This window comes from Serratia sp. BNK-33-b (assembly GCF_048684565.1).
GTDB lineage: Bacteria > Pseudomonadota > Gammaproteobacteria > Enterobacterales > Enterobacteriaceae > Serratia > Serratia marcescens.
The window spans coordinates 1325649-1351760 of sequence record NZ_JBLQTZ010000001.1 but is presented as its reverse complement, the minus strand read 5'-3'; the positions used below and the strand labels follow the sequence as shown (position 1 = coordinate 1351760).

Annotated in this window: 26 protein-coding genes; 9 read left to right on the top strand and 17 right to left on the bottom strand. The window is 62.8% G+C overall.

Annotated features, from left to right (window positions below; genetic code table 11):
• Positions 1-14: 14 nt before the first annotated feature.
• The 4 genes from truA to ACMGGK_RS06365 all read right to left on the bottom strand — a co-directional run bounded on the left by truA (position 15) and on the right by ACMGGK_RS06365 (position 3903).
• Positions 15-836 carry a tRNA pseudouridine(38-40) synthase TruA gene (gene truA, locus ACMGGK_RS06380; RefSeq protein ID WP_004936132.1) on the bottom strand — a complete coding sequence of 274 codons (822 nt, stop codon included), beginning with the start codon at positions 834-836 and terminating at the stop codon, positions 15-17.
• On the bottom strand, positions 836-1846 hold the full coding sequence (locus tag ACMGGK_RS06375; RefSeq protein ID WP_420276766.1) for an aspartate-semialdehyde dehydrogenase: 1011 nt from the start codon (positions 1844-1846) through the stop codon (positions 836-838). Before ACMGGK_RS06375 ends, truA begins: the two co-directional genes overlap by 1 nt.
• A gap of 108 nt (positions 1847-1954) precedes the next feature.
• The gene (gene pdxB, locus ACMGGK_RS06370) at positions 1955-3076 is read right to left on the bottom strand and encodes a 4-phosphoerythronate dehydrogenase PdxB (RefSeq protein ID WP_193842986.1); all 1122 of its coding nucleotides are present in this window, start codon (positions 3074-3076) and stop codon (positions 1955-1957) included.
• A 53-nt stretch (positions 3077-3129) separates the two neighbouring features.
• Positions 3130-3903, bottom strand: a complete 774-nt coding sequence (locus tag ACMGGK_RS06365; RefSeq protein WP_015378596.1) for an AraC family transcriptional regulator — start codon at positions 3901-3903, stop codon at positions 3130-3132.
• 117 nt (positions 3904-4020) lie between these two features.
• On the opposite strand from ACMGGK_RS06365, the gene ACMGGK_RS06360 reads away from it, so the two are divergent.
• Positions 4021-4941, top strand: coding sequence for a DMT family transporter (locus ACMGGK_RS06360; protein WP_049300070.1), 921 nt, complete (start codon positions 4021-4023; stop codon positions 4939-4941).
• Here ACMGGK_RS06360 and ACMGGK_RS06355 read toward each other — a convergent pair.
• From ACMGGK_RS06355 to ACMGGK_RS06345, 3 genes are all read right to left on the bottom strand, one after another.
• On the bottom strand, positions 4938-6356 hold the full coding sequence (locus ACMGGK_RS06355; protein WP_420276765.1) for a sensor histidine kinase N-terminal domain-containing protein: 1419 nt from the start codon (positions 6354-6356) through the stop codon (positions 4938-4940). The genes ACMGGK_RS06360 and ACMGGK_RS06355 overlap by 4 nt on opposite strands.
• Positions 6343-7017 (bottom strand): transcriptional regulator TctD, encoded by a 675-nt coding sequence (gene tctD, locus ACMGGK_RS06350; protein WP_420276764.1) that lies wholly within the window; start codon positions 7015-7017, stop codon positions 6343-6345. Before tctD ends, ACMGGK_RS06355 begins: the two co-directional genes overlap by 14 nt.
• A 167-nt stretch (positions 7018-7184) precedes the next feature.
• Complete coding sequence (locus ACMGGK_RS06345) at positions 7185-7403, bottom strand: hypothetical protein (protein ID WP_228009735.1); 219 nt, start codon at positions 7401-7403, stop codon at positions 7185-7187.
• Between the two features lie 386 nt (positions 7404-7789).
• Between ACMGGK_RS06345 and ACMGGK_RS06340 the strand changes: the two genes are divergently transcribed.
• From ACMGGK_RS06340 to ACMGGK_RS06330, 3 genes are read left to right on the top strand one after another with little or no spacing between them, the layout of a single operon-like run.
• Positions 7790-8770, top strand: a complete 981-nt coding sequence (locus ACMGGK_RS06340) for a Bug family tripartite tricarboxylate transporter substrate binding protein (RefSeq protein WP_028127751.1) — start codon at positions 7790-7792, stop codon at positions 8768-8770.
• Between the two features lie 15 nt (positions 8771-8785).
• Entirely contained in the window at positions 8786-9217 is a 432-nt protein-coding gene (locus ACMGGK_RS06335; protein ID WP_420276763.1) for a tripartite tricarboxylate transporter TctB family protein, read from the top strand.
• Between the two features lie 11 nt (positions 9218-9228).
• Positions 9229-10746 carry a tripartite tricarboxylate transporter permease gene (locus ACMGGK_RS06330; RefSeq protein ID WP_079450301.1) on the top strand — a complete coding sequence of 506 codons (1518 nt, stop codon included), beginning with the start codon at positions 9229-9231 and terminating at the stop codon, positions 10744-10746.
• A gap of 34 nt (positions 10747-10780) precedes the next feature.
• Here ACMGGK_RS06330 and ACMGGK_RS06325 read toward each other — a convergent pair whose 3' ends face one another.
• The gene (locus ACMGGK_RS06325) at positions 10781-11410 is read right to left on the bottom strand and encodes a CatB-related O-acetyltransferase (protein ID WP_049300072.1); all 630 of its coding nucleotides are present in this window, start codon (positions 11408-11410) and stop codon (positions 10781-10783) included.
• 156 nt (positions 11411-11566) lie between these two features.
• Entirely contained in the window at positions 11567-12562 is a 996-nt protein-coding gene (locus tag ACMGGK_RS06320; RefSeq protein WP_079452187.1) for a DMT family transporter, read from the bottom strand.
• Between the two features lie 172 nt (positions 12563-12734).
• On the opposite strand from ACMGGK_RS06320, the gene ACMGGK_RS06315 reads away from it, so the two are divergent.
• Positions 12735-14201 (top strand): PLP-dependent aminotransferase family protein, encoded by a 1467-nt coding sequence (locus ACMGGK_RS06315; RefSeq protein ID WP_016926869.1) that lies wholly within the window; start codon positions 12735-12737, stop codon positions 14199-14201.
• Here ACMGGK_RS06315 and ACMGGK_RS06310 read toward each other — a convergent pair.
• The 4 genes from ACMGGK_RS06310 to ACMGGK_RS06295 are packed head-to-tail and all read right to left on the bottom strand — an operon-like array spanning position 14198 to position 17852.
• Positions 14198-14698 carry a protein disulfide oxidoreductase gene (locus ACMGGK_RS06310; protein ID WP_016926868.1) on the bottom strand — a complete coding sequence of 167 codons (501 nt, stop codon included), beginning with the start codon at positions 14696-14698 and terminating at the stop codon, positions 14198-14200. The two genes, ACMGGK_RS06315 and ACMGGK_RS06310, sit on opposite strands and share 4 nt — an antisense overlap.
• Positions 14691-15407, bottom strand: coding sequence for a DsbA family protein (locus ACMGGK_RS06305; RefSeq protein ID WP_049300074.1), 717 nt, complete (start codon positions 15405-15407; stop codon positions 14691-14693). Before ACMGGK_RS06305 ends, ACMGGK_RS06310 begins: the two co-directional genes overlap by 8 nt.
• Positions 15404-17440 carry a protein-disulfide reductase DsbD family protein gene (locus ACMGGK_RS06300; RefSeq protein WP_420276762.1) on the bottom strand — a complete coding sequence of 679 codons (2037 nt, stop codon included), beginning with the start codon at positions 17438-17440 and terminating at the stop codon, positions 15404-15406. Before ACMGGK_RS06300 ends, ACMGGK_RS06305 begins: the two co-directional genes overlap by 4 nt.
• 49 nt (positions 17441-17489) lie before the next feature.
• Positions 17490-17852 (bottom strand): hypothetical protein, encoded by a 363-nt coding sequence (locus ACMGGK_RS06295; RefSeq protein ID WP_033639760.1) that lies wholly within the window; start codon positions 17850-17852, stop codon positions 17490-17492.
• Between the two features lie 205 nt (positions 17853-18057).
• Between ACMGGK_RS06295 and flk the strand changes: the two genes are divergently transcribed.
• On the top strand, positions 18058-19086 hold the full coding sequence (gene flk / locus ACMGGK_RS06290; protein WP_164053294.1) for a flagella biosynthesis regulator Flk: 1029 nt from the start codon (positions 18058-18060) through the stop codon (positions 19084-19086).
• 4 nt (positions 19087-19090) lie between these two features.
• Here the strand turns inward: flk and ACMGGK_RS06285 are convergent, their stop codons facing one another.
• On the bottom strand, positions 19091-19546 hold the full coding sequence (locus ACMGGK_RS06285; RefSeq protein WP_016926863.1) for a rhodanese-like domain-containing protein: 456 nt from the start codon (positions 19544-19546) through the stop codon (positions 19091-19093).
• A gap of 93 nt (positions 19547-19639) precedes the next feature.
• Here ACMGGK_RS06285 and ACMGGK_RS06280 point away from each other — a divergent pair, with 93 nt between their 5' ends.
• On the top strand, positions 19640-21073 hold the full coding sequence (locus tag ACMGGK_RS06280; RefSeq protein WP_420276761.1) for a PLP-dependent aminotransferase family protein: 1434 nt from the start codon (positions 19640-19642) through the stop codon (positions 21071-21073).
• Between the two features lie 27 nt (positions 21074-21100).
• Here the strand turns inward: ACMGGK_RS06280 and ACMGGK_RS06275 are convergent, their stop codons facing one another.
• Positions 21101-21997: an endonuclease/exonuclease/phosphatase family protein gene (locus tag ACMGGK_RS06275; RefSeq protein ID WP_016926861.1), complete on the bottom strand. Its 897-nt coding sequence runs from the start codon at positions 21995-21997 to the stop codon at positions 21101-21103.
• A 217-nt stretch (positions 21998-22214) separates the two neighbouring features.
• Between ACMGGK_RS06275 and pepT the strand changes: the two genes are divergently transcribed.
• A complete protein-coding gene (gene pepT / locus ACMGGK_RS06270) occupies positions 22215-23462 on the top strand; it encodes a peptidase T (protein ID WP_079450309.1) in 1248 nt (415 codons plus the stop codon).
• Here pepT and ACMGGK_RS06265 read toward each other — a convergent pair.
• Complete coding sequence (locus ACMGGK_RS06265) at positions 23459-24571, bottom strand: SLC13 family permease (protein ID WP_079450310.1); 1113 nt, start codon at positions 24569-24571, stop codon at positions 23459-23461. The two genes, pepT and ACMGGK_RS06265, sit on opposite strands and share 4 nt — an antisense overlap.
• A gap of 152 nt (positions 24572-24723) precedes the next feature.
• Between ACMGGK_RS06265 and apbE the strand changes: the two genes are divergently transcribed.
• The gene (apbE, locus tag ACMGGK_RS06260) at positions 24724-25758 is read left to right on the top strand and encodes an FAD:protein FMN transferase ApbE (RefSeq protein ID WP_115436331.1); all 1035 of its coding nucleotides are present in this window, start codon (positions 24724-24726) and stop codon (positions 25756-25758) included.
• A 52-nt stretch (positions 25759-25810) separates the two neighbouring features.
• On the opposite strand, the gene ACMGGK_RS06255 is transcribed toward apbE, so the two are convergent.
• Positions 25811-26032 carry a hypothetical protein gene (locus ACMGGK_RS06255; protein WP_004936201.1) on the bottom strand — a complete coding sequence of 74 codons (222 nt, stop codon included), beginning with the start codon at positions 26030-26032 and terminating at the stop codon, positions 25811-25813.
• Positions 26033-26112 lie beyond the last annotated feature (80 nt).

Genomic DNA, 26112 nt, shown 5'->3' with positions numbered 1-26112 from the left:
AGGCGTGCCGGCGTTTAATCGTCGGGCAAAAACAGCGGCCCCATCGGCGGCCGCGGTAGACCAAAGTGGTCAGGGTAATCCACGGCAACCAGATACAGCCCCTCGGCTCGCGCCGTCGCCGCCGCCAGATTGCGATCCTTCAGCGCCAGCAACTCGGCCATCCAGTTCTCACCCTGATTGCCGCAGCCGATCTCCATCAGGCTGCCGACGATGTTGCGAACCATATGATGCACAAAGGCATTCGCCTTGATATCTACCACAATATATTCGCCGTAGCGCGTAACCTTAACGTGTTTTACGCAACGCCACGGGGTGCGCGACTGACATTGCACCGCGCGGAACGACGTGAAGTCGTTCTCGCCCAGCAGCGCCTGCGCCGCCCGGTGCATGCGATCGGCGTCCAGCGGGTGATAAAAATGCGTCACCCCTTGCTGCAGCACCGCCGGCCGGTAGCGATGGTTGAAAATGATATAGCGGTAGCGGCGCGCGGTGGCGCTGAAACGCGCGTGAAAATCGTCGGCGACGGGGCTCACCCAACGCACCGCGATGTCCGGCGGCAAATGGGTATTCACCCCCATCGTCCAGGCGGCGTCCTTGCGGCGCGCAGTGGTTTCGAAATGCACCACCTGCCCGGTGGCGTGCACCCCGGCGTCGGTGCGCCCGGCGCACAGCACGGTAATCGGCGCATCCGCCACCTTGCTCAACGCCTGCTCCAGGCGTTCCTGCACGCTGGCCACTTCTTGCTGCCGCTGCCAGCCGTAGTACCGGCTGCCGTCATATTCGATGCCCAGCGCTACCTTCAGCGTCGGCTGAGCGGGCGAGACCACCTCAGACATCAGTACATCTGCTCCTGCACCAGACGCTCGGCGGTTTCGATAGCCATCAACGCGCCGCCGAAGCGCACATTGTCCGCTACCGTCCAGAACTGCAGCAGCTCGGGGATGCCGTAATCGTTACGCAGGCAACCGATGCTGAGCGCATCGCTGCCGGAAGCGTCGGTGACCTGGGTCGGGTAATCGTCCTCTTCGCTCAGCTGAATGTCTTCGACCTCTTCGAGCTCGCTGCGCGCCTCTTCGGCGGACAGCGGGCGCAGCGCTTCCAGGTGCACCACCTGCGCGTGGCCGTAAAACACCGGCGACTGAACGCAGCTCACCGAAATCGGCAGCCCTTCATCCTGCAGCACCTTGCGCACCTGATCGACGATCCGGCGCTCTTCGCGCACGCTGCCCTGCTCGTCGGCGACAAGCGGCAGCAGGTTGAACGCCAGCTGTTTACCGAAGACGCCTTCCTCGGCCGGAATGCCGTTCAGCAGGCGCGCGCTCTGGCCGGCCAAGTCGTCCACAGCCACCTTGCCGCGCGACGATACCGACATCAGCGTGGTGACGTGCAGACGCGACAGCCCCGCCTGTTCGGTCAGCGGTTTGATCGCCGTCAGCAGTTGGCTGACCATGCTGTCGGCCACCGCCACGATATTGCGGTTGCGGTAATCCGCCAGCACCTGCGGGTTCACGCCCGGCACCACCAGCGGCACATCCGGCTCCATGGCGAACAGGCCGCTGGTGTCGATCACCAGGCAGCCCATGTTGCCGGCTTCTTCGGCATAGCGCGCGGAAGCGTCGCTGCCGGCGACGAAGAAGGCCAGCTGCGCCTGCGACCAGTCGAACTCTTCGGCGTTTTGCACCAGAAGAGACTTGCCGTTGAAGCGCACATTGGCGCCCGCGCTGCGTTCGCTTGCCAGAGGATAGAGTTCACCCACCGGGAACTGGCGTTCCTGCAACAATTCCAGCAACGCTTCACCTACCGCGCCAGTGGCGCCGAGCAGCGCGATATTCCAGCCGTCAGACATCGGGTTTTCTCCAGAGTATTTCATTCATAAAAGCACACGGGCAGTGCAATCACCGCCCGATAATCTTTACCGCTCACTGTAGCGGCGTTGGCTTAAGACAACCTTACACTACGCCACGCTGAAGCCCAGCTTGCCGAGCAGCTCGGCGCTGGCGCTGTCATCGCATTGCACGGCCAGCGAAGACCACTCGCGGCGCTCCTGGTAGTGCTTGCGCAGGCGATCGAATTCGCCCGGTTGCCCGGCGACTTTGCGCAGTGGCGCATCATCGCGGCGCACATCATACACCAAGTGCATCAATCGTTTTAACCGCGCTTCATCCAGCGGGCCGTTGAGGCGGATCAGGCTGAACTCCGGCACCGGCAGCAGCGAGGCCAGCGCCACCTGCTGCGGCTGCCCCAGATGGCGGCTGAACGCTTCGAACACCTGGGTGGTGCCGCGCGCCTTGCCTTCCAGCGTATACCCGGCGATATGCGCGGTGCCGATATCCACCCGCGCCAGCAGCGGCAAGGCGAGATCCGGCTCGGGTTCCCACACGTCCAGCACCGTGCTCAGCTTTTTGCCCTTTTCCAACGCCTGCAGCAGCGCGGTGTTATCCACCACCGGCCCGCGACAGGCGTTGATCAGAATGCGCTTGTCCGGCAGCGCCGCCAACAGATCCGCATCCGCCAGATGCAGCGAATGGTAAGGGCCGGATTTATTCAGCGGCGTATGGAAGGTCAGCACATCGGCCTCGGCCACCAGCTTCTCCAACGGCCAAAACTCCCCGGCGTCGCCGCGATCGGCACGCGGCGGATCGCACAGCAGCGTGCGCACGCCCAGCGCTTTGAGGCGCGCGTCCAGGCGGGAACCGACGTTGCCCACGCCGACGATGCCGACGGTTTTATCCCGCAGTTGGAAGCCGTCGCGTTCGGCCAGCAGCATCAAGGCGGAGAACACATACTCGACCACCGCGATGGCGTTGCAGCCCGGCGCGGCGGAAAACCCGATGCCCTGCCGTTGCAGCCAGGCGTCATCAACGTGATCGGTGCCGGCGGTGGCGGTGCCGACAAAGCCAATGCGGCTGCCGGCCAACAAGGCTTCATTGACCTTGGTGACCGAACGCACCATCAGCGCATCGGCATCCGCCAGCGCCTCGCGCGGGATCGGACGCCCCGGCACCGCCTGCACGTCGCCCAGGCGGCTGAACAGCTCGGCCGCGTACGGCATATTTTCATCAACCAGAATTTTCACTGCGTTCTCCGACGGTTTACGGCTATTTGTCTGCGAAATAGTGTGCCACTGAATCAGGCACGGCGAAAGCGTTCAGGGGTGGTGCCGGCGATCTGCTGGAACATGACGATAAAGGCCGACGCGGAGCTGTAGCCGACGTCCAACGCCACGTCCTGCACGGTTTTGCCCTGCTCGAGCAACGACACTGCATGCAGAAAACGCAGGCGCTGGCGCCACTCGCTGAACGACATGCCCAGATCCTGCTGGCAGCGGCGCGACAGCGTGCGCTCGGTGGTGTAGACCCGCGCCGCCCACGTCGCCAGCGAGGTGTTGTCCGCCGGACAATGCTCCAGCGCTTCCAGCACCGGCGCCAAAAATTTGTCGTCCGACGACGGCAGATAGGTTTGCTGACGCGGCGACAGGCGCAGCTGATCGATCAGCACCTGGCACAGGCGCAAATCCTCCTCCGCCTGCGGAATGTACTGCTTGCGCGCATAGAAATCCTCGGCGATGGCGCGGAAGATGGGCGTGACGCTCACCAGACAGGGGTCGGCCGGCATACCGGCGCACAGCGCCGGCGTGATGTCCACCATGCGGCACTGCGCCAGTCGCTGGTTGTAGCAGGAGTGTTCGATGCCCGCCGGCGCCCACAACACGAACTCCGGCGGCGCCAGAAAGCGCTGCCCGCCGATGCGCAGCACCATCACCCCGGCCTTGACCCACATCAACTGGCCCCAGGTGTGGCTGTGCGGCTGGAATTCGGTGCGCGCGTTAAACTCTTCGCAGCGGAACTGCACCGGGTTGGGCGCCGGGATCAGCGACTCGGGGAAATGGCGGATTTCTGGCATGGTTTCGTCCCGTGATTTGTCTTGTTTACGCCGATTTTTGTCTGGATATCGCTATATATGATAAACCGGACACGCGTAGACTAGCCAGCATGTTGGACGTTATTGAGAATAATTATCATGAATATGCTCTTCCCGCTGTTGGCCGTGCTGATTTGGTCGATTAACGCCGTCGTCAGCAAACTCTCCGCCACCGCCATCGATCCGGCGGCCATCTCGCTCTACCGCTGGCTGCTGGCGTTGATTGCCCTGACGCCGTTCGTGCTGCCGGGCGTGCTGCGCAATTGGGCGCAGGTGCGCGCCAACTGGTGGAAGTTGATGATCCTCGGCCTGCTGGGCATGGTGCTGTATCAAAGCCTGGCCTATTACGCGGCGCACAGCGTCAGCGCGCTGTTTATGGGCATCATCGTGTCGCTGATCCCGCTGCTGACCATCCTGATCAGCATCGTCCTGCTGCGCATTGCGCCGACCGTCGGCGTGCTGCTCGGCAGTATTCTCTCCTTCGGCGGTTTGATCTGGCTGGTCAGCGGCGGCCAGCCCGGCGTACTGCTGCAGCACGGTATCGGCAAGGGGGAATTGATGATGCTGCTCGCCACCGCCTCTTACGCGCTGTATGGCGTGTTGACCAAACGCTGGGCCATCGCGCTGCCGAACTGGCAATCGCTGTACGTGCAGATCCTGTTCGGCGTGCTGCTGCTGCTGCCTAATTTCCTGATGGCGCAGGATGTCGGCTTGAACGGCCATAACCTGCCGCTGGTGCTGTTCGCCGGCATTCCGGCTTCGATCATCGCCCCGTTCCTGTGGATCCAGGGCGTGATGCGCCTGGGCGCCAACACCGCCTCGATCTTCATGAACCTGGCGCCGGTGTTTACCGCCGCTATCGCCGTGCTGTTCCTGCATGAGCAGTTGCACGGTTACCACCTGATCGGCGGCGGCATTACCCTGCTGGGCGTTATCCTGTCGCAGCGGCTGCGCACGCCGCTGACGCGTAAAGCCAAAGTCCCGGCGGCTGACGTCGAGTCCTGCAAAGAACAGGCTTAAGACAACAGCCTGAAACGCACCCGCACCAACAGGCCGCCCAGCGCGGCGGAGCTCAACAGCTCCGGGCGGGTGCCGTGATACGCGGTGATATCCTTCACCAGCGCCAGCCCCAGGCCGGCGCCCGGCTGATCGCCCACGTTGTCCAGCCGGTGAAACGGCTGCAGCGCCAGTGCCTTGTCCTGTAAGGCGATGCCGGGGCCGCTGTCTTCAATCTCCAGCACGCCTTCCCCCGTCTCCTTTCCCTGCGTGAGGCGAGCGGTGACCACGCCCTGACGCGGTGTGTATTTCAACGCATTGTCCAACAAGTTGGCGCACAGTTCGGCCAACAGCAGCGGTTCCCCTGCCACCTGACACGCCGCTTCACCTTCGAAACCGAGATCGATCTGTTTGCTGCGCGCCTGCGGCAAGCGCGAAAAACAGGCGTCGCGCAGCACCTGCGCCAGGTTGACCGGCTGCAGCTTGCGCTCGGCCTGGTGCTCGCTGGCCTTCAGGCGTGAGAGATACAGCAGGCGGTCGGTCAGTGCCACGGTATTGTCCAGCGTCGCGCTCATCGCCTGCAGGCTTTCACGCCACTGCTGCGGCCGATCGCTGGCCAGCGCCACCCCGACCTGCGTCTTCAACACCGCCAGCGGCGTGCGCAGCTGGTGGGAAGCGTCGGCGCTGAAGCGTTCCTGACGCGCCACCATCAGCCGCAGCCGTTCGATATAGCGATTGAACGCCACCAGCAGCGGCTGCATCTCCGACCACGGCAATACCCGCGGCAAGGGCGTCAGCTCGCCCGGATCGCGCCGCAGCATGATGCCGGAGAGTTTACGCATCGGCTTCAACACCCGCTTGAGCAGCGCGAACGCCAGGATCAGGGTCAACACCACCACCGTGCCCTGGCTCAGCAGCGCCGCGATCATCATCTGCCGCGCCAGGTAACGGCGCGATTCCAGGGTTTCCGCCACCAAAATGGTCGCCATGCCGCTCACCCCCGACTCGTTGACCGGTTGAAACAGCGCCGCCACGCGGATCGGCCGGCCGAGGTATTCCGCATCATAAAAATGCACCAGCGCCGGGTAGAGCGTGGAGCGCGGGATATGGGGCGGCAGCGACGGCAAATCGTCATAGCCCGAGATGCTTTTTCCCTGCGGCGAAATCACCTCGTAATACAGCTGATCGTTCATGTTGCGCTCGAAGCTGTCGAGCACTACATAGGGCACATCGACCGCCAGCTTGCCTTCGCGCACCACCAGTCGCTCCGCCACGGTGCGCGCCGACGCCAGCAGCGTGCGATCGTAAGCCAATATGGCGGCGCTCATGGCGCTGAAATAGTGGGTGTAGATAGAGATACCGCCCAACGCCAGCAGCGGCAGGCCAAAAAACAGCAGCAGTTGATAGAACAGCGAACGCGGCGCATTAAACCACCGCATTGCAGAGCTCCAGGCTGTAGCCCAGACCGCGCAGCGTGACGATCGCCACGTCGCTGCCCTGCAGCTTTTTCCGCAGGCGGTGTACGTAAAGCTCGATGCTCTCGGGATTGGCCTCGTCGGACAGCGTAAACACCTGCTCGAACAGCTGTTGTTTGGCCACCGGGCGGCCGCGCCGATGCATCAGCGCGGTCAACACCGCCAGTTCGCGCGGCGTCAGCGCCAGCGGCTTGCTCTCCAGCAGAAAATAGCCTTCGTCATGGTAGGTCAACGCGCCGTACTGCAACGCCGGCTGCGGGGCGCCGACGCTGCGGCGCAGCAGCGCCCGAATACGCGCTTCCAGCTCGTCCAGTTCGAACGGCTTGGTGAGGTAATCGTCCGCCCCCAGATTCAGGCCCTTTACCCGATCGGCCACGTCGGTGTGCGCCGTCAGCAGCAACACCGGCAGATCCTGCCCGCGCTTGCGCAGGCGCGCCAGCAAATCCAGGCCGTTCAAACGCGGCAGCGCCACATCCAACACCGCCAGCGCATAACGCTCGTTGAGCAACAGATGATCGGCCGCCACGCCGTCCGGGGCGACGTCGACGGCAAACCCGGCGCCGGTCAGCGCCTTTTGCAACCAGTGAGACAGCTCGGGGTGATCTTCAACCAATAACAGTCGCATGTTCCCATTCCATTGATTTATCTGAACAACCTGGCTCCGACACGGCGTCCGTTAACAGGCTGATAACAGAGAATGGCATGGAAAATAAGGGGATAAAAGAGCGCCGCGCCGCCAGTTTTGGGAGCTGGCACACAATTATGCGTATGGAGCGCGATCGCAGGGCGGCGTCAGATCAGCGGAATGGGGCTATCGGCCACGGCAATGTCCAGCACCGAGCGCAGCTTGTCGGCGGTAAACGGTGCAGAAACCAGCACGGAGCGATTGTTGACGGCAAATACCAGATCGATGCCGGTCACGCAGGCGGTCATCTGGCAGGCATATCTTTCACCGGCGGCGTTGACGAAATGCAGCTCAAACACGCCAACCTCGGCGCGCAGTCGCTTCAAACGGCACTGCCCGGTTCCACCGACCATCTCCGCGTAGACCTCAGGCAACCGTTTAATCGCGCATACTTTGGCGCTGTCCCTGCCGCTAAACAATTTCCCTAACGAAAACATATCACTGCGTCTCTATTCATTTCACTGATCATGATTTTATCGCGAAAGCAAAACGGCAAACCTGATATTACGCAGGATTTTGGCCGGTTTTGCGCCCTGTTCCTGCCAGCATTTCTATGGTAGCGCACCCGTGATTCGCTAGCGACAAGAGACCCTAATCACAGACTGGAAACTTTTCCGGCCACTGAAAGGTAAATGAAAGGTTGTTGTTTTAACAATCCCGCAACCGCGCTCAGCGGGATTCACAACCAGAACAATACCGAGGGCAAGCCACAATGAAAAAAATAATGACCCGTACCTTGACCGCCGCCGCACTGTTGCTGGCGGCCTCTCAGGCCTTTGCCGGGGAAGCGCCCAAACGCACCGAATGCATTGCGCCGGCCAAGCCCGGCGGCGGCTTCGATCTGACCTGCAAGCTGATTCAGGTGTCGTTGCAGGACACTAAGGCCATCGATAAACCGATGCGCGTCACCTATATGCCCGGCGGCGTCGGCGCGGTGGCCTACAACGCCATCGTCGCGCAGCGCCCGGCGGAGTTCGGCACCGTGGTGGCCTTCTCCGGCGGTTCGCTGCTCAATCTGGCTCAGGGCAAGTTCGGCCGCTATAACGTGGACGACGTGAAATGGCTGGCGGCGGTCGGAACCGACTACGGCATGATCGCGGTGCGCGCCGACTCGCCTTACAAAACCCTGAAAGACCTGATGGACGCCTTCCAAAAAGATCCCAACAGCGTGGTGTTCGGCGCCGGCGCCTCCATCGGCAGCCAGGACTGGATGAAAACCGCGCTGCTGGCGCGCGAAGTCGGCGTGGATCCGCGCAAGATGCGCTACGTGGCGTTCGAAGGCGGCGGCGAGCCGGTCACCGCGCTGTTGGGCAACCATATTCAGGCGGTTTCCGGTGACCTGAGCGAGATGGTGCCTTACCTGCAGGGCGACAAAATCCGCGTGCTGGCGGTGTATGCCGAGCAACGTTTGCCGGGCCAGTTGGCCGACATTCCGACCGCCAAAGAACAGGGGTACAGCCTGGTGTGGCCGATCATTCGCGGCTTCTACGTCGGGCCGAAAGTCAGCGATGAAGAGTATCAGTGGTGGATCGACACCTTCCAGAAAATGATGGCGACAGACGAATTCAAGCAGCAGCGCGATCTGCGCGGCCTGTTCGAATTCAATATGACCGGCAAAGAGCTGGACGCCTACGTGAAGAATCAGGTTGCCCAATACCGTGAGCAGGCGAAAGTGTTCGGCCTGGCCAAATAACCGCAGGGGAAAACCATGAGCGATCGTATTTTTGCCGGCTTTTGGCTGCTGCTGTGTATCGGCGGGCTGTTCATCGGCTGGGGCATTCAAAGCGAATACAGCTATGAACCGCTGGGGCCGCGCCCGTTCCCGCTGGCGATCCTCAGCCTGATGGCGCTGTGCGCGGCCCTGTTGCTGCTGCGCCGCCCACAGGCGGTGGAATGGCCGCACCACAAGGTGCTGCAACGGCTGCTGGTGCTGGTGATCACCCTGGTGCTGTATGCCTGGGGCTTTGAATGGCTGGGCTTTCCGCTGGCGACCGCGCTGCTGACGTTCAGCATCGGCCTGTTGTTTCAGGCCAGCCTGCCGGCGGCGGCCATCTCCGGCGTCGTCATGGGCGCAGCGCTGTACTACGCCTTTGACCAACTTCTCGATGTCACACAGCCGCTCGGCATCTGGCTGAGCTAACGGGAGCGATGATGGATACCTGGATGTATTTGACCCAAGGGTTTGAAGTGGCGCTGGTGCCGCAGAACCTGATTATCGCCCTGATCGGCTGCTTCGTCGGCACCATCGTCGGCCTGTTGCCGGGGCTGGGGCCGATCAACGGCGTGGCGATCCTGCTGCCGCTGGCGTTCGCCCTCAAACTGCCGGCAGAATCGGCGCTGATCCTGCTGGCGACGGTATATATCGGCTGCGAATACGGCGGGCGCATCTCGTCGATTCTGCTCAACGTGCCGGGCGACGCGGCGGCGATCATGACCGCGCTGGACGGCTACCCGATGGCGCAGCAGGGGCGCGCCGGCGTGGCGCTGTCCATCTCGGCGGTCAGCTCGTTCATCGGCTCGATGATCGCCATCGGCGGCATCATTCTGTTCGCGCCGCTGCTGGCCCGCTGGTCGCTGGCCTTCGGCCCGGCCGAGTATTTCGCCCTGATGGTGTTCGCCATCGCCTGCCTCGGCAGCATGATGAGCCAGAACCCGCTAAAATCGCTGCTGGCGGCGCTGATCGGCCTGGGATTGGCGACGGTGGGCGTCGACGCCAACACCGGCGTTTACCGCTTTACCTTCGACAGCGTGCATCTCTCCGACGGCGTGCAGTTTATCGTGGTGGTGATCGGCCTGTTCTCGGTCAGCGAAATCCTGCTGATGCTGGAAAGCACCAGCGCCGGGCAAAAGCTGGTGCGTAAAACCGGCCGCCTGCTGTTCAACCGCAAAGAGGCGGCGCAGTGCGCAGGCCCGACCCTGCGCTCGTCGGTGATCGGTTTCTTCGTCGGCATTCTGCCGGGCGCCGGCGCCACCATCGCCAGCGCGTTGACCTACATGACCGAGAAGAAAATCAGCGGCAACAGCGACACCTTCGGCAAGGGCGACATTCGCGGCGTAGCGGCACCGGAAGCGGCCAACAACGCCTCGGCCTGCGGCTCGTTCATTCCAATGCTGACGCTGGGGGTGCCGGGTTCCGGCACCACGGCGGTGATGATGGGCGCGCTGACGCTGTACAACATCACCCCCGGCCCGGCGATGTTCACCGAACAGCCGGATATCGTCTGGGGGCTGATCGCCGCGCTGCTGATCGCTAACGTCATTTTGCTGATCATGAACCTGCCGCTGGTCGGCCTGTTCACCCGCATGCTGACCATCCCGCTGTGGTTCCTGGTGCCGGCGATCGCCGCGGTGTCGGCGGTAGGGGTTTATGCGGTGCACAGCACCACCTTCGACCTGCTGTTGATGGTCGGGTTGGGCGTGTTCGGCTACATTCTGCGGAAAATGCATTTCCCGATGTCGCCGCTGATTCTGGGCTTTGTGCTGGGTGAGATGCTGGAACAAAACCTGCGCCGCGCGCTGTCGATCAGCAACGGCGAGTTCGGCATTCTGTGGAGCAGCAGCATCGCGCAAACGCTGCTGGTATTGGCGGTCGCGGTACTGGCGTTGCCGCCGCTGCTGCGCCTGATGCGCAAACGCCGCCAACCGGCGGCCGAGGCCAAGGCCGAATAACGCGAAACGGGCAGGGATCCCCCGCCCGTGGTGTTTAACGGCGCAAGGCCGCAATTCCCTTTTCCAGCGCCCCGATATCGTCATCGGCAAGCAGAGGCTGGATCACCGCAAAGTCCGCCTCGGACAAGTCATAGAGGCGCAACGCAAGCAACCGCGCGATGATTTCCGGCGTGAATCGCCAACGGATAAACGTCGCCGGGTTACCGCCGACGATGGCATAAGGTTCAACATCGCCGGCCACCACGCTGCCGGCGGCGACGATCGCCCCTTCGCCTATCGATATCCCCGGCATCAACATCGCCCGCATGCCGATCCAGCAACCGTCACCCAGCCGGGTATCGCCTTTGGGACGGTATGCCTGCTTGATGGTTGCCATAAACGGGTACAGGCTCAGCCAGTCGATGCGGTGGGTGTGATTACCGCCCATCAGGATCACCGCTTCGGCCGCGATGCACACGTAATCGCCGATCAGCAAACGGTCTATTTCGCCCAGCGGCTGCCATTGCCGGCTGACCGCGTCGCCGTGCAGATAGCGCACCACCGAGCGTTCGAAGCCGTTGTCCCAGCAATCGCTGTAGTAGCTGTGGGTGCCTTTGACGATAATATTCGGGTTGGTCACCGTCTGATGCAGAAGCTCAGTGTTGGACCAGTGTTTTTCGGACATGGCGTATTCTCTTGTTACGGGAATAAAAGCCACGGAACGGAGTGTCTGTGGCCGTGTTGTCGTTCACTCAACACGGCCATTCAAGCGATAAGCGCTCGTTTCAATCTCGGGTTATTCATCATTACCGCCTCTCTTGCGAGGCGTAATGCTAACCGATCACGCCTCGGCGGTCTTGCTTTTCAACAGCAGCACCCCGCCCATCACCAACGCGCTGCCCAGCAGCTGCAGCTGATTCATGTTCTCCCCCAGCAGGAAATAGGCGATCACCGCGGTGAACACCAGCTCCAGCGACAGGATCAGGTTGGCTACCGCCAGCGGCAGCGTTTTCAGGCTGATGTTATACAACCCGAAACCCAGCAGCGTCGGCCCGGCGGCCAACGCCAGCAGCAACAGCCAGCCGCTCCACTGAATGCCCTGCGCGCTGTGCGACAGGAACCACAGATCGCCGGCCATGCCGTGGAACGCCGCCAACGGGAACGCCGTCAGCGCCGCATTGAACGCCAGCTGATACAGCGCCGAAAACCCGAACACGTACAGGATGGTGTTCCACACCGGATAGCCGCGTTCGCTGGCCACCCGCCCGCCGAGGGTATACAGGGTATAACCGATGCCCGACAGCATCCCCACCAGCAGCCCCAGCAGATCGAAGTGGCTGTTCCCCATGCTGTCGCCGTTGCTGACCAGGAAGCAGCCGCCCAGGCTGATGGCGATCACCAGCAATTGGCGCAGCGTCAGGCGTTCGCTGTACATCACCCAGCCGAGGAATACGGTAAAGCCCACCGAACAGTAGGTCAGAATGGTCGCCACCGACGCGCCGTTCAGCGCCACCGACAGCGTCCACAGGCTGTTGAACAGCGCCAGCAGCAGCCCGTAAAGCGCGTAGAACACCACCTGCTCACGGCGCAGACGCGCCCACTGCGGTTTCACCAGCAACAGCAGCGGCAACAACACCAACGCCACCAGCGCCGCGCGCCAGAACGCCAGCACGAAGGTCGGCAGGTGGTAATACTCGGTCAGCGCGCGGATGATGATGGCGGTAAAGGCCAGCAGCATGGCGCTGATAATGGCGATGACGTACCCCTGGCTGCTGCCCTGAAAGAGGCGCGCGCCGGGCAGCGCCGGCCGGGCGGAAACGCCTGACGGTAATGACATGAGATCCTCGGAGAAATGGCGACATAAATACTCAGGCACAGAGTGTAACGCGGCCATTTTTTCTCACTATAGCCACTTTGCAGCGTTGTCATGCAGGCCACTTTTGTGCGCTTGAAGCCCTGCTGACATGGGGTATAGTGAAAATATCTCTCCCTAACCGGGCCAATTTCGCATGCACATCCCGTTAGATCGCGAGCAGGACGTTCCGCTCTATTTACAGATCGAAGAAGCGCTGCGGCGCGCCATCCTCACCGGCGTGTTCGTCGATGGCGACAAGCTGCCCTCGACGCGCACGCTGGCGACCGAGCTGGCGGTCAGCCGTTTAACGGTGGATAACGCCTACGCCGAGCTGGCGGCCAAGGGCTTTTTGCATCAGCGGCGCGGCAGCGGCGCCTATGTCGCGCACCCGCAGGCGCAAACGCGCCCGGCCCGCCCGACCAGCGACGCCCCTTTCCCGCTGGAGAGCTTCACCACCCTCACCTCGCGTCTGGACGGCTACGCCGACGCTCCGCTGCCGGAGGGGCTGATCAACTTCGCCGCCGGCGTCGGCAGCCCCAAAATATTTCCGCTGGAGGCGTTTCGCAAAGTGCTGCTGTCGGTGCTCAGCCGCCACGCGGAAGAGGCCTTCAGCTACGGCGAATACTGCGGCTACTATCCGCTGCGCGATACGCTGAGCCGCATCCTCAGCGCCCAGGGCATCCCCACGCAGGCGGAACAGGTGCTGATCACCAACGGTTCGCAGCATGCCATCAGTCTGGTGGTGCAAAGCCTGCTGGCGCCGGGTGATACGGTGATCGTCGAAGAGCCGACCTACGCCGAAGCGCTGGGTCTGCTGCGCCAGCACCGCATCAATATCGTCACCGTGCCCGGCGACCGCCACGGCATGCGGGTGGATTTGCTGCCGGAGTTGTTGGAACGCCACCGCCCCAAACTGATCTACACCATCCCCAACTTCCACAACCCGACCGGCCGTTGCCTGAGCGAGACGCGCCGGCGACGTCTGCTGGCGATCGCCCAACAGGCCGGCGTGGTGATCCTGGAAGACGACTTCGTCGGCGATCTGCGTTATCAAGGCAAACAACTGCCGTCGCTGCGCGCGCTGGCGCAGCCGGGCGCGGTGATCTACGTCAGCACCTTCTCCAAAATGCTGCTGCCCAGCATGCGCATCGGCTATCTGGTGGCGGACAGCGAACACTATCAGCGTTTCGCCAGGCTGAAGCACGTCGACAGCTTCACCAGTTCCAGCCTGATCCAGCGGGCGCTGGACGCGTTCGTCACCGTCGGCCGTTACGATAAGCAGCTGCGGCGCGCCGGGCGCGTCTATCGCCTGCATCTGGAAGTGATGATCGACGCGTTGCAACGGCGGCTGCCGCCGGGGTGCCGTTTCGAAACGCCGCAAGGCGGCTTGTTTATCTGGCTGACGCTGCCCGCGACGGTGACCACCGCCGAACTGATGCCGGCGGCCTGGCGGCACGGTGTCACCTTTGCCCGCGGTGAATGCTTCTATGCGCAGGAACAGCTGGGCGCACACGGCCTGCGGCTAAACTTCGCCGCCAACTCGCCGCCGCAGATTGAAGAAGGTATCGCCCGGCTGTGCCGGGCGATTGAGGAAGTGATAGCGGAGAAAAGCGCCGGTTAGACGGCGGCCCACCACAGCCGCAGCTTCATCCCCCAGTAGCTGGTCCAGCCGGTGGTGCTCTGCACCACCTTGCCCTGCGAGATCACCACGAAGGTCGGCGTCACGCCAATCCGCCACTGCGCCGACAGCGCGCCGGCCGGATCGTTGACCACCGGCAGCGCCAGCCGTTTACGCGCCAGCCACTGTTTCACCTGGGTATCGTCGCCCGAGCGCAGCGCGACGGTCAGCACGTTGCCGCCCTCCGCCTGCAAGCGGGCGACGTCCGGCGTGGTGAAACGGCAAACGCCGCACCAGCTGGCCCAAAAGTAAACCAGCAGCGGCCGCTCATGGCTAAGCTGCGCCAACGACACGCGCTCGCCGTCCAGCGAGGTCAGCGTCTGGGCATCGAAGGCCGGCGGCGCCTGCGGCGCGTTCAGCCAATCCATCACCGTGACCACCGCCAATGCGATCAGCGCCAGCAGCAGCAACTCGCGCCCCCAGCGCTTGAGCTTAGCCATTGTTGGCCTTCGCCAGCTGCTGCTTCACCATCGTTTCCAGCTCTTCATACGACACCGCCCCCGGCAGCATCCGATCGCCGATCAGCGTCGCCGGCGTTCCTTGTACGCCCAGTTGCTCCGCCAACGCCATATTGCTGCGCAGCGTGGTCATGCTCTGTTCGCTCGGCGCCACCGCCTTGACGCCGGTTTTCTCCTGCGCGGCGGCGATGCTGGCATTGTCGTGGAAGCCCTTTTTCGCCATCAGCCGCTGATGCAAGGCCCAGAATTGCTCCGGGTGCTGCTGCCAGGTGGTGAGCGCCACGCGCGCCGAGCTGACCGAACTTTCGCCCTTGAACGGCAGCAGCTTCACCACCAGCGCCACATCCGGGTATTGCTTGACGATCTTCTCCAGCATCGGATCAAACCGCTTGCAGTACGGGCAGTTATAATCGGTAAAGGTCACCAGCGTCAGTTTGGCGTTGGCGGCGCCCAGCCGCGGGCTGGCCGGATCCTGATACAGCGTTTTGGCGTTCTGCTTGATAGCCTGGCTGATTTGCTGGCTGGCGGTTTGCTGCTGCCAGGCGTCCACCGCCTGCGCCAGAATGTCCGGGTTGGACACCAGCGTTTCGCGGATCATCTCTTTGATACGCGCCTCTTGCGCCGGGGTGAAAGGCTCGGCGGCCCACACCGGGGCGGCGATGATCATCAGTAAAATCAGTAGTTTTTTCATTGTTCGGTTCCTTTGGCATGGGAAAGCGTTTGCAGCACGGCGTCACGGGTCAACAGCGGGGATAACACCTCGCCGTCCGGGCTGCCGGGGCCATAGATTTGGTTGAAAGGCACGGCGACGCTGCCGCGCTTTTGCAGGAAGGCGCTGATGTCGGCCGACGGGCGGCTCCAGTCGCCGCGCAGCGCGACCACATCATCGGCGCTCAACGCCCGCTGTATGTCATCGCGCAGCAGCACATTGAATTTGTTGGCTTTGCAGGTCACGCACCAGTCGGCGGTCACGTCGACGAACACCCGCTTATGCTGCGCCAGCGCCTCGGCGATCGCCTGTTCGCTCAGCGGTTGCCACTGCACCCGATCCTGCAAGGGTTGACGCCACAGACCGGCGGTCAGCGAGCCGGCCAGCAAGGCCGCGCCCGCCAGCACCAACGTGCCCGCCGCCAGCTTGGCCGCCAACCGTGCCCCTTGCTGGCGCCACACCGCCAGCAGTAATGCCAGCAACGCCAGCGCCCCCAGCCACAGCGTGGCCTGCGCGCCGATATGATTGCTCAGCAGGCTCAGCAACCACAGCGACGACGCCAGCATCAGTAATCCCATCGCCAGCTTGACGGTATTCATCCAGCGGCCGGGGCGCGGCAACCGCAGCGCCAGCGACGGCCAGGCGGCGATCAGCAGCCACGGCAGACTCATGCCGATGCCGAGCGCGATGAACATGCCCCACAGCACCGGCAGCGACGCCGCCAGCGCGAAGGCCACCGCCGTGCCGAGAAACGGCGCCGAGCACGGCGTCGCCAGCAGCGTGGCGAACGCGCCCTGCCAGAAATGGCCGCTCAGACCGTGCCCGTTATGGGTCGCCAGCGAGGTATTCAGATCGGATGAGAGTCGCAGATGGAACAGGCCGAACAGGTTGGCGCTGAACAGCAGCGTCACCAGCACCATAAAGCCGATAAACCACGGATTCTGGAACTGAATGCCCCAGCCGAGCGCGTGGTTGCCGAGCCGCAGCAGCGTCATCAACAGGGCCAACGCCATAAACGAGGCGACGATGCCCAGCGACGACGCCAGAAACTGCAGACGAACGCTGCGCCGATCGCGCCGCTCCACCTGCAGGATGGAGCCGAGCTTGATGCCCAGCACCGGCAGCACGCACGGCATCAGGTTGAGGATCAACCCGCCCGCCAGCGCCATCAATACCGCCTGCCATAGCGGGAACGCCGCACCGGTCGGCGCGGCCAGCGGCTGGCCGATCGGCAGCGTTATCTGCTGCGCCATACCGCCGTCGTCGATCACCAACGTCAGCGTTTTGCCGCGCAGGTCCGGCGCCGCATCGCCCCAGCCATCGCTGACCGGCACTCGCGCCAACAGCTGAGCGCCGTCGGTCTCGACCTGCGGCTTGCCGAGATCGGCATCCGCCAGCGTATCGAAGAACAGCGCAGGCTGTTGCCAGCCGGCGGCGCGTTCGGCGGAAATCTGCAGCTCGCCGCTGCGATACCCGGCCTTGACGCTTTCCGCCAACCCGGCGGCGATCGGCACCTGCCCCATTGCCTGCGCGAAGTCATGGTTAAACTGCGGATCGTTCGGCGTGGTCAGATCCAGACTGAACGGGTAGTCGGTCAGAATGCAGACGTTGCTGCAGGTGGACAGCGTCAGCGTACCCGCCAGCGGGCCGGACACCTGGCCTGGCATCACGATCGGCAGCGTGACCCGATCGTGATAGCCCTGGGTGGAAATGCCGGCCACCTCGAAACGCTGCGGCGTCGGCCAGTGCCAGGTCGCCGGCGGCGGGTTACCCTGCCAGACGATAGCCGGCGCGATGCCGCCTTCGCCTGGAGAGCGCCAGTAAGTTTTCCAGCCTTTTTGCAGCTCGACCGACAGCAGCAGGCGGATCTCTCCCGGCTGTGACGTGTCGGCGCGCAGCCGCACCTTGGCATGATCGTTGGCCGGATTTTGCAGCCAGCCGCTGTCCGCCGCCTGCAAGGCAGGCAGCCACAGCATAAACAGGCAAGCGCAGGCCAGCCTGATAATTTTCAACATGTTAATTCTCCATAAATGATTAATTCACCGCGAAAAACGGGCGATTAACTCATTCACGGAAGACGCATAATCGAAGGTGCACCCTGAGGGTGGGCGGTGAAATGGCGCGGGGAGGAGGAATGCGCAGACGCGCGGCAATGGTCGGCGCCAACAGCGCCAGCAGCAGACCCAGCCCGAACAGCACGGTTTCGAACATTACCGGCGGCGCGGCCAGCAATGATTTGGCGCTCAGCTCACAGGGCGTCGGCTGCGCTTCGGCGGCGGCGTCGCTGGATTGCACGGCAGTGGCGGCCGGGATCCCCAGCGTTTGCTGCAGCGCATGCAAGCCCGCCATGCGCTGGGTCATGCACGTCAGCACCACCAGGCAAGCCAGGCATAAAAACCATTTTGCAATCCGCTGCCGTTTAACCATGCCATCCTCATGTTCAGATCTGGGGTTATCTTAGCGACGCAGACGCGTTTAGCAACGTTTTGTCGGTAAAGAAATGTCTGAGCGGCGGTATTGATGGCGGCGATTTACAGGTATCATAGACGGTAAGCCTGCGCTTTTCGCCGGGTACGATGACGATTCTCTCCTCCAGGCACACTGCGGGGATACACAGCGAAGGACTGGTGATATGCAACCTTTGAGTGGGCCGGGCACCCCAATCGCCGGCGAACGCCCCCCCTCCCCGGGCAAAACGGCGGCCACTGACGATCAACCTCTCTCTCCGGCGCAGCGCACGACGCTGGAAAAACTGATCGTGAAAATCATGACGCTCAGCCCGGCCAAATCGGCGGAGATCTGGGCGTCTCTGCGTCACGATCTCGGCGCCGACAAAGGCGGCGAACTGCTGGCGCGCCATTTTCAACCGGCGGAACAGCTGCTGCAAACGCGCCTGACGCAGGCGCAACAAAACCATGCCGGGCGCCAACTGCTGCAACAGCTGGCCGAATTGCTGCCGCAGGGCAATAACCGCCAGGCGGTCAGCGACTTTATTCGCCAGCAGTTCGGCCATACGGTGTTGAGCCAGCTGAGCCCACCGCAATTGCAACAGGTGCTGAATCTGTTGCAGACCGGCGGCCTGACCATTCCCCAGCCGCAGCAAACCACCACCAGCGATCGCCCGCTGCTGCCCGCAGAGCATCAAAGCCTGCAGCAGCAGATCACCAAACTCAGCGCCGCGACCGGCGAAGCGCCGGCTAAAATCTGGCAAACGCTGTTCGATCTGGCGGGCGTGAAAACCAACGATCCGCTGCCGGCGCGCCACTTCCAGCTGCTGAACCAGTTTTTACAGGTGAAGGTGGCGCTCAGCCCGCAGAACGCGCCGACGCTGAACAACCTGCTGGCGGCGCTAAAACAGCCGGCGGATGAGCAAGAACTGCAGCAGATGAACGACTATTGCCAGACGCGCTTCAACTGCGGCGCCAATGCACCGCTGACGCACCCGCAAATGAGCGACGCCATTCATCAGCTGTTTGCCCGCCGTCTGGATAAAGCCGGCCAGGCGCAGCCGATCGCCAGCCACCCTGTCGAACCGCAGCCGCTGCTCAACCCGCTGATCGCCGCTCTGCCTCTGCCGCTGCAGAAAGCGCTCAGCAAGCCGGCCGTGGCGCTGATCCTGTTGCTGTTGGCGTTGGCGGTCGTGCTGGCGCTGGTGTTTTAACGCCTCAGGCGCAGCCGCAGTCCTCAGCAGCCGCCCGATCGCGCAGCGATCCCGGCTGTTCTCCGATGGCCAATGGATGGCCATCGCGCAGCCAGAAGTCCAGCCCGCCGATCAGCTCCTTCACCCTGAATCCCAGTTTCGCCAGCTTGTAAGCGCCTTTGGTGGATCCGTTGCAGCCAATGCCGTCGCAGTAGGTCACATACACCTTTTTACGATCCAGATGCGCCGTGCCGGCTTCATCCATCAGGCGATGCGGCAAGCTGAACGCGCCGGGAATATGCCCGGCGGCGTACAGCGCCTCCGCGCGGGTATCGATCACCACTATCCCGTCCACGCCTTTGCGCAGATCTTCCGCCACATCCCAGGCATCCGCATAGCGGCTCAGTTTGGCCGCCAGGTAGGCCAAACTCTCTTCCGGCGCCGCCGGCGGAAAAGCCAGCACCAATGATTCTTTCGACATATCACTTACTCCCGTGCATCAAGACAGATGACAATAGTGCCCCATTTTGGTCTTATGATTGATACCCATTATCCACAGATGATAAGACCCATTATGCGGCACACGCTGATCACGCTGTTTCAGCAATCGCCCCAGGCCGTCGGCACACTGCGCGATCGTTTGTGCGCGGCATTGCGGCAAGCCATCCACCACGGCGCATTGAGCATTGGGCAACGCCTGCCCTCCAGCCGAGTGCTGGCTGGGGATCTGAGCCTCTCAAGGGTGACCGTCGAAGCAGCCTACGGCCAGTTGGAGGCGGAAGGATATTTGCTGCGCCGCGTCGGCCAGGGCACCTTTGTGGCGATTACCATCGCCAAATCACCGCCGCCGGCAGCCGGCTCCGGCTTGCCGCGCCTTTCGCAGCGCGGCCAACAGATCGTGCAAACCGGCGGCTGCCGCGATCCGCAGCAGCCACAGGCGTTTGCCGCCGGCTCGCCGGATCTGCGCGCGTTTCCGCTGGCCTTGTGGAAGCAGTTGACCGCGCAGCGCCTGCGGCTACAGGGGGAAAGCCTGCTGCGCTACGGCGACCCGCAGGGCTATTTGCCGCTGCGTGAAGCGATTGCCGCCCACGTCAACCAAACGCGCGGCGTAATCTGCGATGCAAACCAGGTTATCGTGCTGACCAGTTCGCAGCAGGCGCTGCAGCTGCTCGCCACGTTGCTGCTGGACAGCGGCGACAGCGTCTGGATGGAAGAACCGGGTTACGCCGGGGCGAGAAACGCCTTTATCAGCGCCGGCGCCGCCCTGACGCCGGTGGCGGTAGACGGCGACGGCCTGCACGCTGAACCCTCCTTGCCCGAGCCGCGTTTGATTTATCTGACGCCCTCGCACCAATACCCAACCGGCGCAGCGCTCAGCCTGGCGCGCCGATTGGCATTGCTGATGCTGGCGGAAAGGCAGCAGGCCTGGATCATTGAGGACGATTACGACAGCGAGTTTCATTACGACGGCCTGCCGATACCGGCGATGCAGGGCCTGGATCGCCGTGGCCGCGTACTGTACCTCGGCACCTTCTCCAAATCGCTGTTCCCTTCGTTGCGGTTGGCGTACCTGATCGTACCGCCCACGCTGGTTGAAGCGTTCGTCACCGCGCGCACGGTGTATGACGGCCACAGCGCGCAGCTGATGCAGGCGGTCACCGCCGAATTCATCCGCCAGGGGCACTTCGCCGCGCATATCCGCTACATGCGCCAACTCTACCATAGCCGGCGCGATGTGTTGCTGGCGGCAGTGCGCGAAAAACTCGGCCACTTCGCCACACCCGCTCCCGCCGCCGGCGGCCTGCAGCTCAGCGTCTGGCTGCCGCCCGGCCAGGAGGCGGCGCTCAGCCGGCAGGCGCGGCGGCTCGGCGTCCTTACGCCCGGGTTAACTGCGCAATACCAAACGGTTCAGGCCCAGCGCGACGGATGGCTGCTGGGCTTTTCGGCCCTGACGCCGGGCGAGATCCGCAGCGCCGTCGAGCGGCTGGCGCGGATCGCCGCGGCTTAGCCCTGCCCCGGAGAGACGCCGGCCGGCTTATTGCTCGGTCAGGCGCATCTCCGCAACCAGCGGCAGGTGATCGCTCACCGCCGGCCAGTGCACGCCGTTCCAATCGCCGCTAGCGTTCGGCACCGTCAGGCTGTCCAGATGCCAACGCTGCGCATTGCCGCTAAAGATGTAATCCACCTTGATTTCGGCGTTTTCCGCCGGCCAGCTGCGGCCGTCCTGCCCGTTGGGCATGATATCGTTCCAATAGCGGCTCAGCTCCAGCCAGGTGACGCTGCCCGGTACGTCGTTCATGTCGCCGAACAGCAGTTTGATGCCGCGCACTTCGATGGTGCGATCGTTCAGCTCCCGTACCTGATCCAGACGCATCGTCGGATCTTCCTTGGTATCGAGGTGGGTGTTGAACAGGGTGATCGGCGTCGGGAACTCCGGCACATCGACCTTGGCGCTGAAGGCGATGCGCTGCTCGCGCTGGCCGGACGGCAACGGATAGATCACGGCATCGTGCAGCGGATACTTCGAGAGAAACGCCAGGCCGTATTCACCGCCGTCGAAATCGATCGCCCGGCCGAACACCGCCTGCATGCCGGTCAGCTTCGCCAGTTCCGCCGCCTGATCGACCCGCCCGCTGCGGGCGGTGAGTTTATCCACCTCCTGCAGCGCCACCACGTCGACGTTCATCGCGCGAATCGCCTTGGCGATGGCGGTCATGTCGCTGACCTTGCCGGCGGCGATATTGAAGCTGGCTACGCGGATCTTCGGCGCCTGTTCCAGTTCGTAGGTTTTGTTCTTCAGGCCGCCCAACGCGCTGGCCACCTCGCGGCTGTTGGCGTTGCTGTTGGCGTGCCCGGTATCGGCAGACGACCAGGCGCTGTGAGAGATACCCAGGGACAGTAAGGTGATAAGCAGAGCGTGACCGGTGTGCATGAATTCTCCTTGAGGGACAGATAAGTGTTATGTGGGCGCATCCCGGCCCACAGCTAACACCGATTTTGCCGCAGAAACCTGCGACTATTTCCTAGTTGCACCGCTATTTTTCGTTTCTGCGCGATACTTCGCATTCTGGCGGTTTACGCATTGCACCGTTGGACAAACGGCTGATTTCGTTTTAAAACCGGTAGATTGCCAACCGCGAGGAGTTCCGATGACCAGCCCGATTGCCGAACAGCTTACCGAACGTTTCTTCCGCTATCTGGCGGTGACCAGCCAGAGTAACGCCGCCGCAGCCACCCTGCCCAGCACGCCGGGGCAGCATGAGATGGCGCAACTGTTGGCGGACGAGCTGCGCCGGCTCGGCCTGGCCGACGTGCAAATCGACGAGCACGCCACCGTGACCGCGCGCAAGCCCGGCACCCAACCCGGCGCGCCGCGCATCGGCTTCATCACGCATATCGACACCGTGGACGTTGGCCTCTCGCCCGAGATTCGCCCGCAGCGCCTGCGCTTCACCGGCGAAGATTTATGTCTGAACGCCGAGCAAGACATCTGGCTGCGGGTCGCCGAGCATCCGGAGATCCTGCCCTACCGGAACGAAGAGATCCTGTTCAGCGACGGCACCAGCGTGCTGGGCGCCGACAATAAGGCGGCGGTCACCGTGGTGATGACGCTGCTGGCCAACCTGACCGCGGCCGATCGCCACGGCGATATCGTGGTGGCGTTCGTGCCGGACGAAGAAATCGGCCTGCGCGGCGCCAAGGCGCTGGATCTGCAGCGCTTCCCCGTCGATTTCGCCTACACCATCGACTGCTGCGAACTGGGTGAAGTGGTATACGAGAATTTCAACGCGGCGGCGGCAGAGATCCGCATCGAGGGAGTGACCGCCCACCCGATGTCGGCGAAAAACGTGTTAATCAACCCAATACGCATCGCCAACGACATCATAAACCGATTCGACGTGCAGGATACCCCGGAGCACACCGAGGGGCGCGAGGGTTATTTCTGGTTCACCGATCTGGCCGCCAACGCCAATCAGGCGACGCTGAAGGTGTCGATTCGCGACTTCGATCGCGCGGCGTTCGAGACGCGCAAGGCCCGCCTTGAGGAGACGGTGTGCCAGGTGGCGGCCAACTATCCGCGCGCCAACGTCAGCTGCAGCGTCAGCGACATCTACAGCAACATCAGCAACGCCATCGGCGAGGACCGGCGCGCTATCGATCTGATCTTCGGCGCCCTCGCCGCCCACGGTATCCCGCCGAAGGTGATCCCGATGCGCGGCGGCACCGACGGCGCGGCGCTCTCCAGCCGCGGCATCCTGACGCCCAATTACTTCACCGGCGCGCATAACTTCCACTCGCGCTTCGAGTTTTTACCCGTCAGCGCCTTCGTGAAATCCTATCAGGTGACCCGCAGCATTTGCCTGCTGGCCGCGCGGCAAAGCGGTAATCAGAGTTAGCTCAACAGCCAGCCGAGCAACGCGGCCCATACCAACAGCGGCAGCGAATAATAGTGGAAGCGCAACCAGATCATGCGCTCCCCCGCCATGCGCAGCGCAATCAGGTTGGCGAGCGATCCGATCGCCAACCCGAAGCCGCCGGCGTTGACCGCATAGGCCAGCTGAGCGCTGGAAGGCACATAGTTGAGCAACAGTATGGTGGCCGGCACGTTGCTGACGATCTGCGACAGCCCAACGCCCAACGCATACACGCCGCCCTCGCTCAGCCCGGCGATGGCGGCGAACGCCGGCTGAAGCGGCGGCAAACGGGTAAACAGGCCGACATCGATGAACATGGCGGCGAACACGAAAATCAGGCTCCAGTCGATCTGCAACAGCACCCGGCGCGCCAGCAGCAAGAAACCGGCGAACACCGCCAACAGCCCATACAACGGCAGATCGAAATCGAGACTCAGCAGGAAAACCGCATACAGCCCTACGCAGCTCAGCAACAGCGGCCGCTGGTAGGGATACCCCTCGGTATTCGGCGCTTTCACAATGTCGCGCGCCGGGAAGCTTAACCAGGTCAGCGCCAGCAAGCTCAACATCATTGCGGCGCCAAACGGCGCCATCTGGCCGATGAAACCGAGGAAAGAGAGGCCGGAGCGGCTCCACAGCAGGATATTTTGCGGGTTACCGATCGGCGTCAGCAACGAACCGGCGTTCACCGCCAGCGCCTGGAAGATGATCAAGCGGCCAACCGGCAGCGCCGACAGCTTTTTCAGCGTGATGGTGAGCGGAATGACGATAAACAGCGCCACATCGTTGGTAAGAAACGACGACAGCAGCGCGGCGGAAAACACCAGGAACAGCGCCAGCCGCCGTTCGCTGAGCAAGCGGTTGATAATCTTGCGGCCGACAAAATCGAAGTAACCGCTGACCTCCACGCCTTTGGTCAGCAGCATCAGCCCCAACAGGGTGATGAGGGTACGGCCGTCGATAAAACCACCCAGCGCTGTCAGCGGTTGCGGATGAAAAGCGAACATCGCCACGCCGGCCAGCAGCAATGCATGCAAGAAGCGATCTTTGATAAAGGGGTGGATAAGCCGAGAAATGGCGGTTGAACTCATGGTGGCTGCGTGAACCTCACCGAAAAGAATGGGCAGACGTTAGCTCAGACGCGGCTTCAGCGCCAGCAAAATGCTATTTTACCTTTATCCGCTTTTCATTTGCCGCGCTTTACTTTATTTGTAGCGGCTTTCTCGTTTTCAAAGGACATGTTATGGCTTCCCTGTTCGCCAAAGGGGCGTTGCTGAGTGCCTTATGCGCCCTGCTCGCCGCCTGCGACAATGCCTCCTCCTCCCGCCCGCAAATCGATATCGACGGCAAGACCATGGGCACCTTCTACAGCGTTAAGGTCAGCGGTGACGTCGCGATCGGCAAACAAGAGCTGCAGCGGCAGATCGACACGGTGCTCGAACGGGCCAACGACGATATCTCTACCTACCGCGCCGATTCGGTGCTGTCGCGGTTTAACCGCAGCGCCAGCCTCGGGGCGCAGCCGATCCCACGCGGCATGGCGGACATCGTGTTGATGGCTCAACGCATCGGCCGCGATACCGGCGGCGCCATGGATATCACCGTCGGCCCGCTGGTGAACCTGTGGGGATTCGGCCCAGACAAACATCCGGTCAAGGTGCCGGAACAGGCGCAGATCGACGCGGCGAAGCAGCGCACCGGCCTGCAGCACCTGAAGCTGATCAGCGACAACCGCGGGGAGTGGCTGCAAAAAGATCTGCCGGATATGTATGTCGATCTCTCAACGCTGGGCGAAGGCTATGGCGCGGATGAGTTGGTGCGCCTGATGAACCGCAACGGCATTACCAACTACCTGGTATCGGTCGGTGGCGCGGTCTCTTCGCGCGGCGTCAACGGCCAGGGCAAACCCTGGCGGGTGGCGATCCAAAAGCCGACCGATCGTGAAAATGCGGTGCAGGCGCTGGTTGATCTGCACGGTTACGGCATCAGCACCGCCGGCAGCTACCGCAACTACTTTGAACAAAACGGCCAGCGCTACTCCCATGTCATCGATCCGACCACCGGCAGGCCGATCAACCACCGGCTGGTTTCCGCCACGGTGATCGCCCCGACCGCGCTCGAGGCCGACGGCTGGGATACCGGTCTGATGGTGCTGGGCACGGAGAAAGCGTTGCAGCTCGCGGAAGAGAAAGGGCTGGCGGTCTACCTGATCAGTAAAACCGACGACGGTTTCAGCGCCGTGATGACGCCGCAGTTCAAAGCGTTTTTGGTGCAGTGAGATAAAAAAAGCCCGGCACGCCATGGCCGGGCTTAGTCCTGTTCCGCGCCGATCACTTGGTCAGCGCGATGATGCCGAGGGTCAGACCGGCAACCGCCGCCGCGCCGCCGGCGATCGCGCCCGCGGTTTCCCAGTTATCCTGAGTGGTGCCCTTCATACAGGTGTTGGTATGCACCAGACGCCCCTGGTCATCGTAGACCGGTACGCAGGGAGAATCGGTGGCGCATCCGGCCAACACGGCCGACAGTAACCCAACCGCAATTAACTTTTTCATACTTCTTGCCTCAATGTTCGATCACTTTATAAAGCTACGCCGAGCGATAATCACGCTACCAGGCTATTGTATGCCCAACG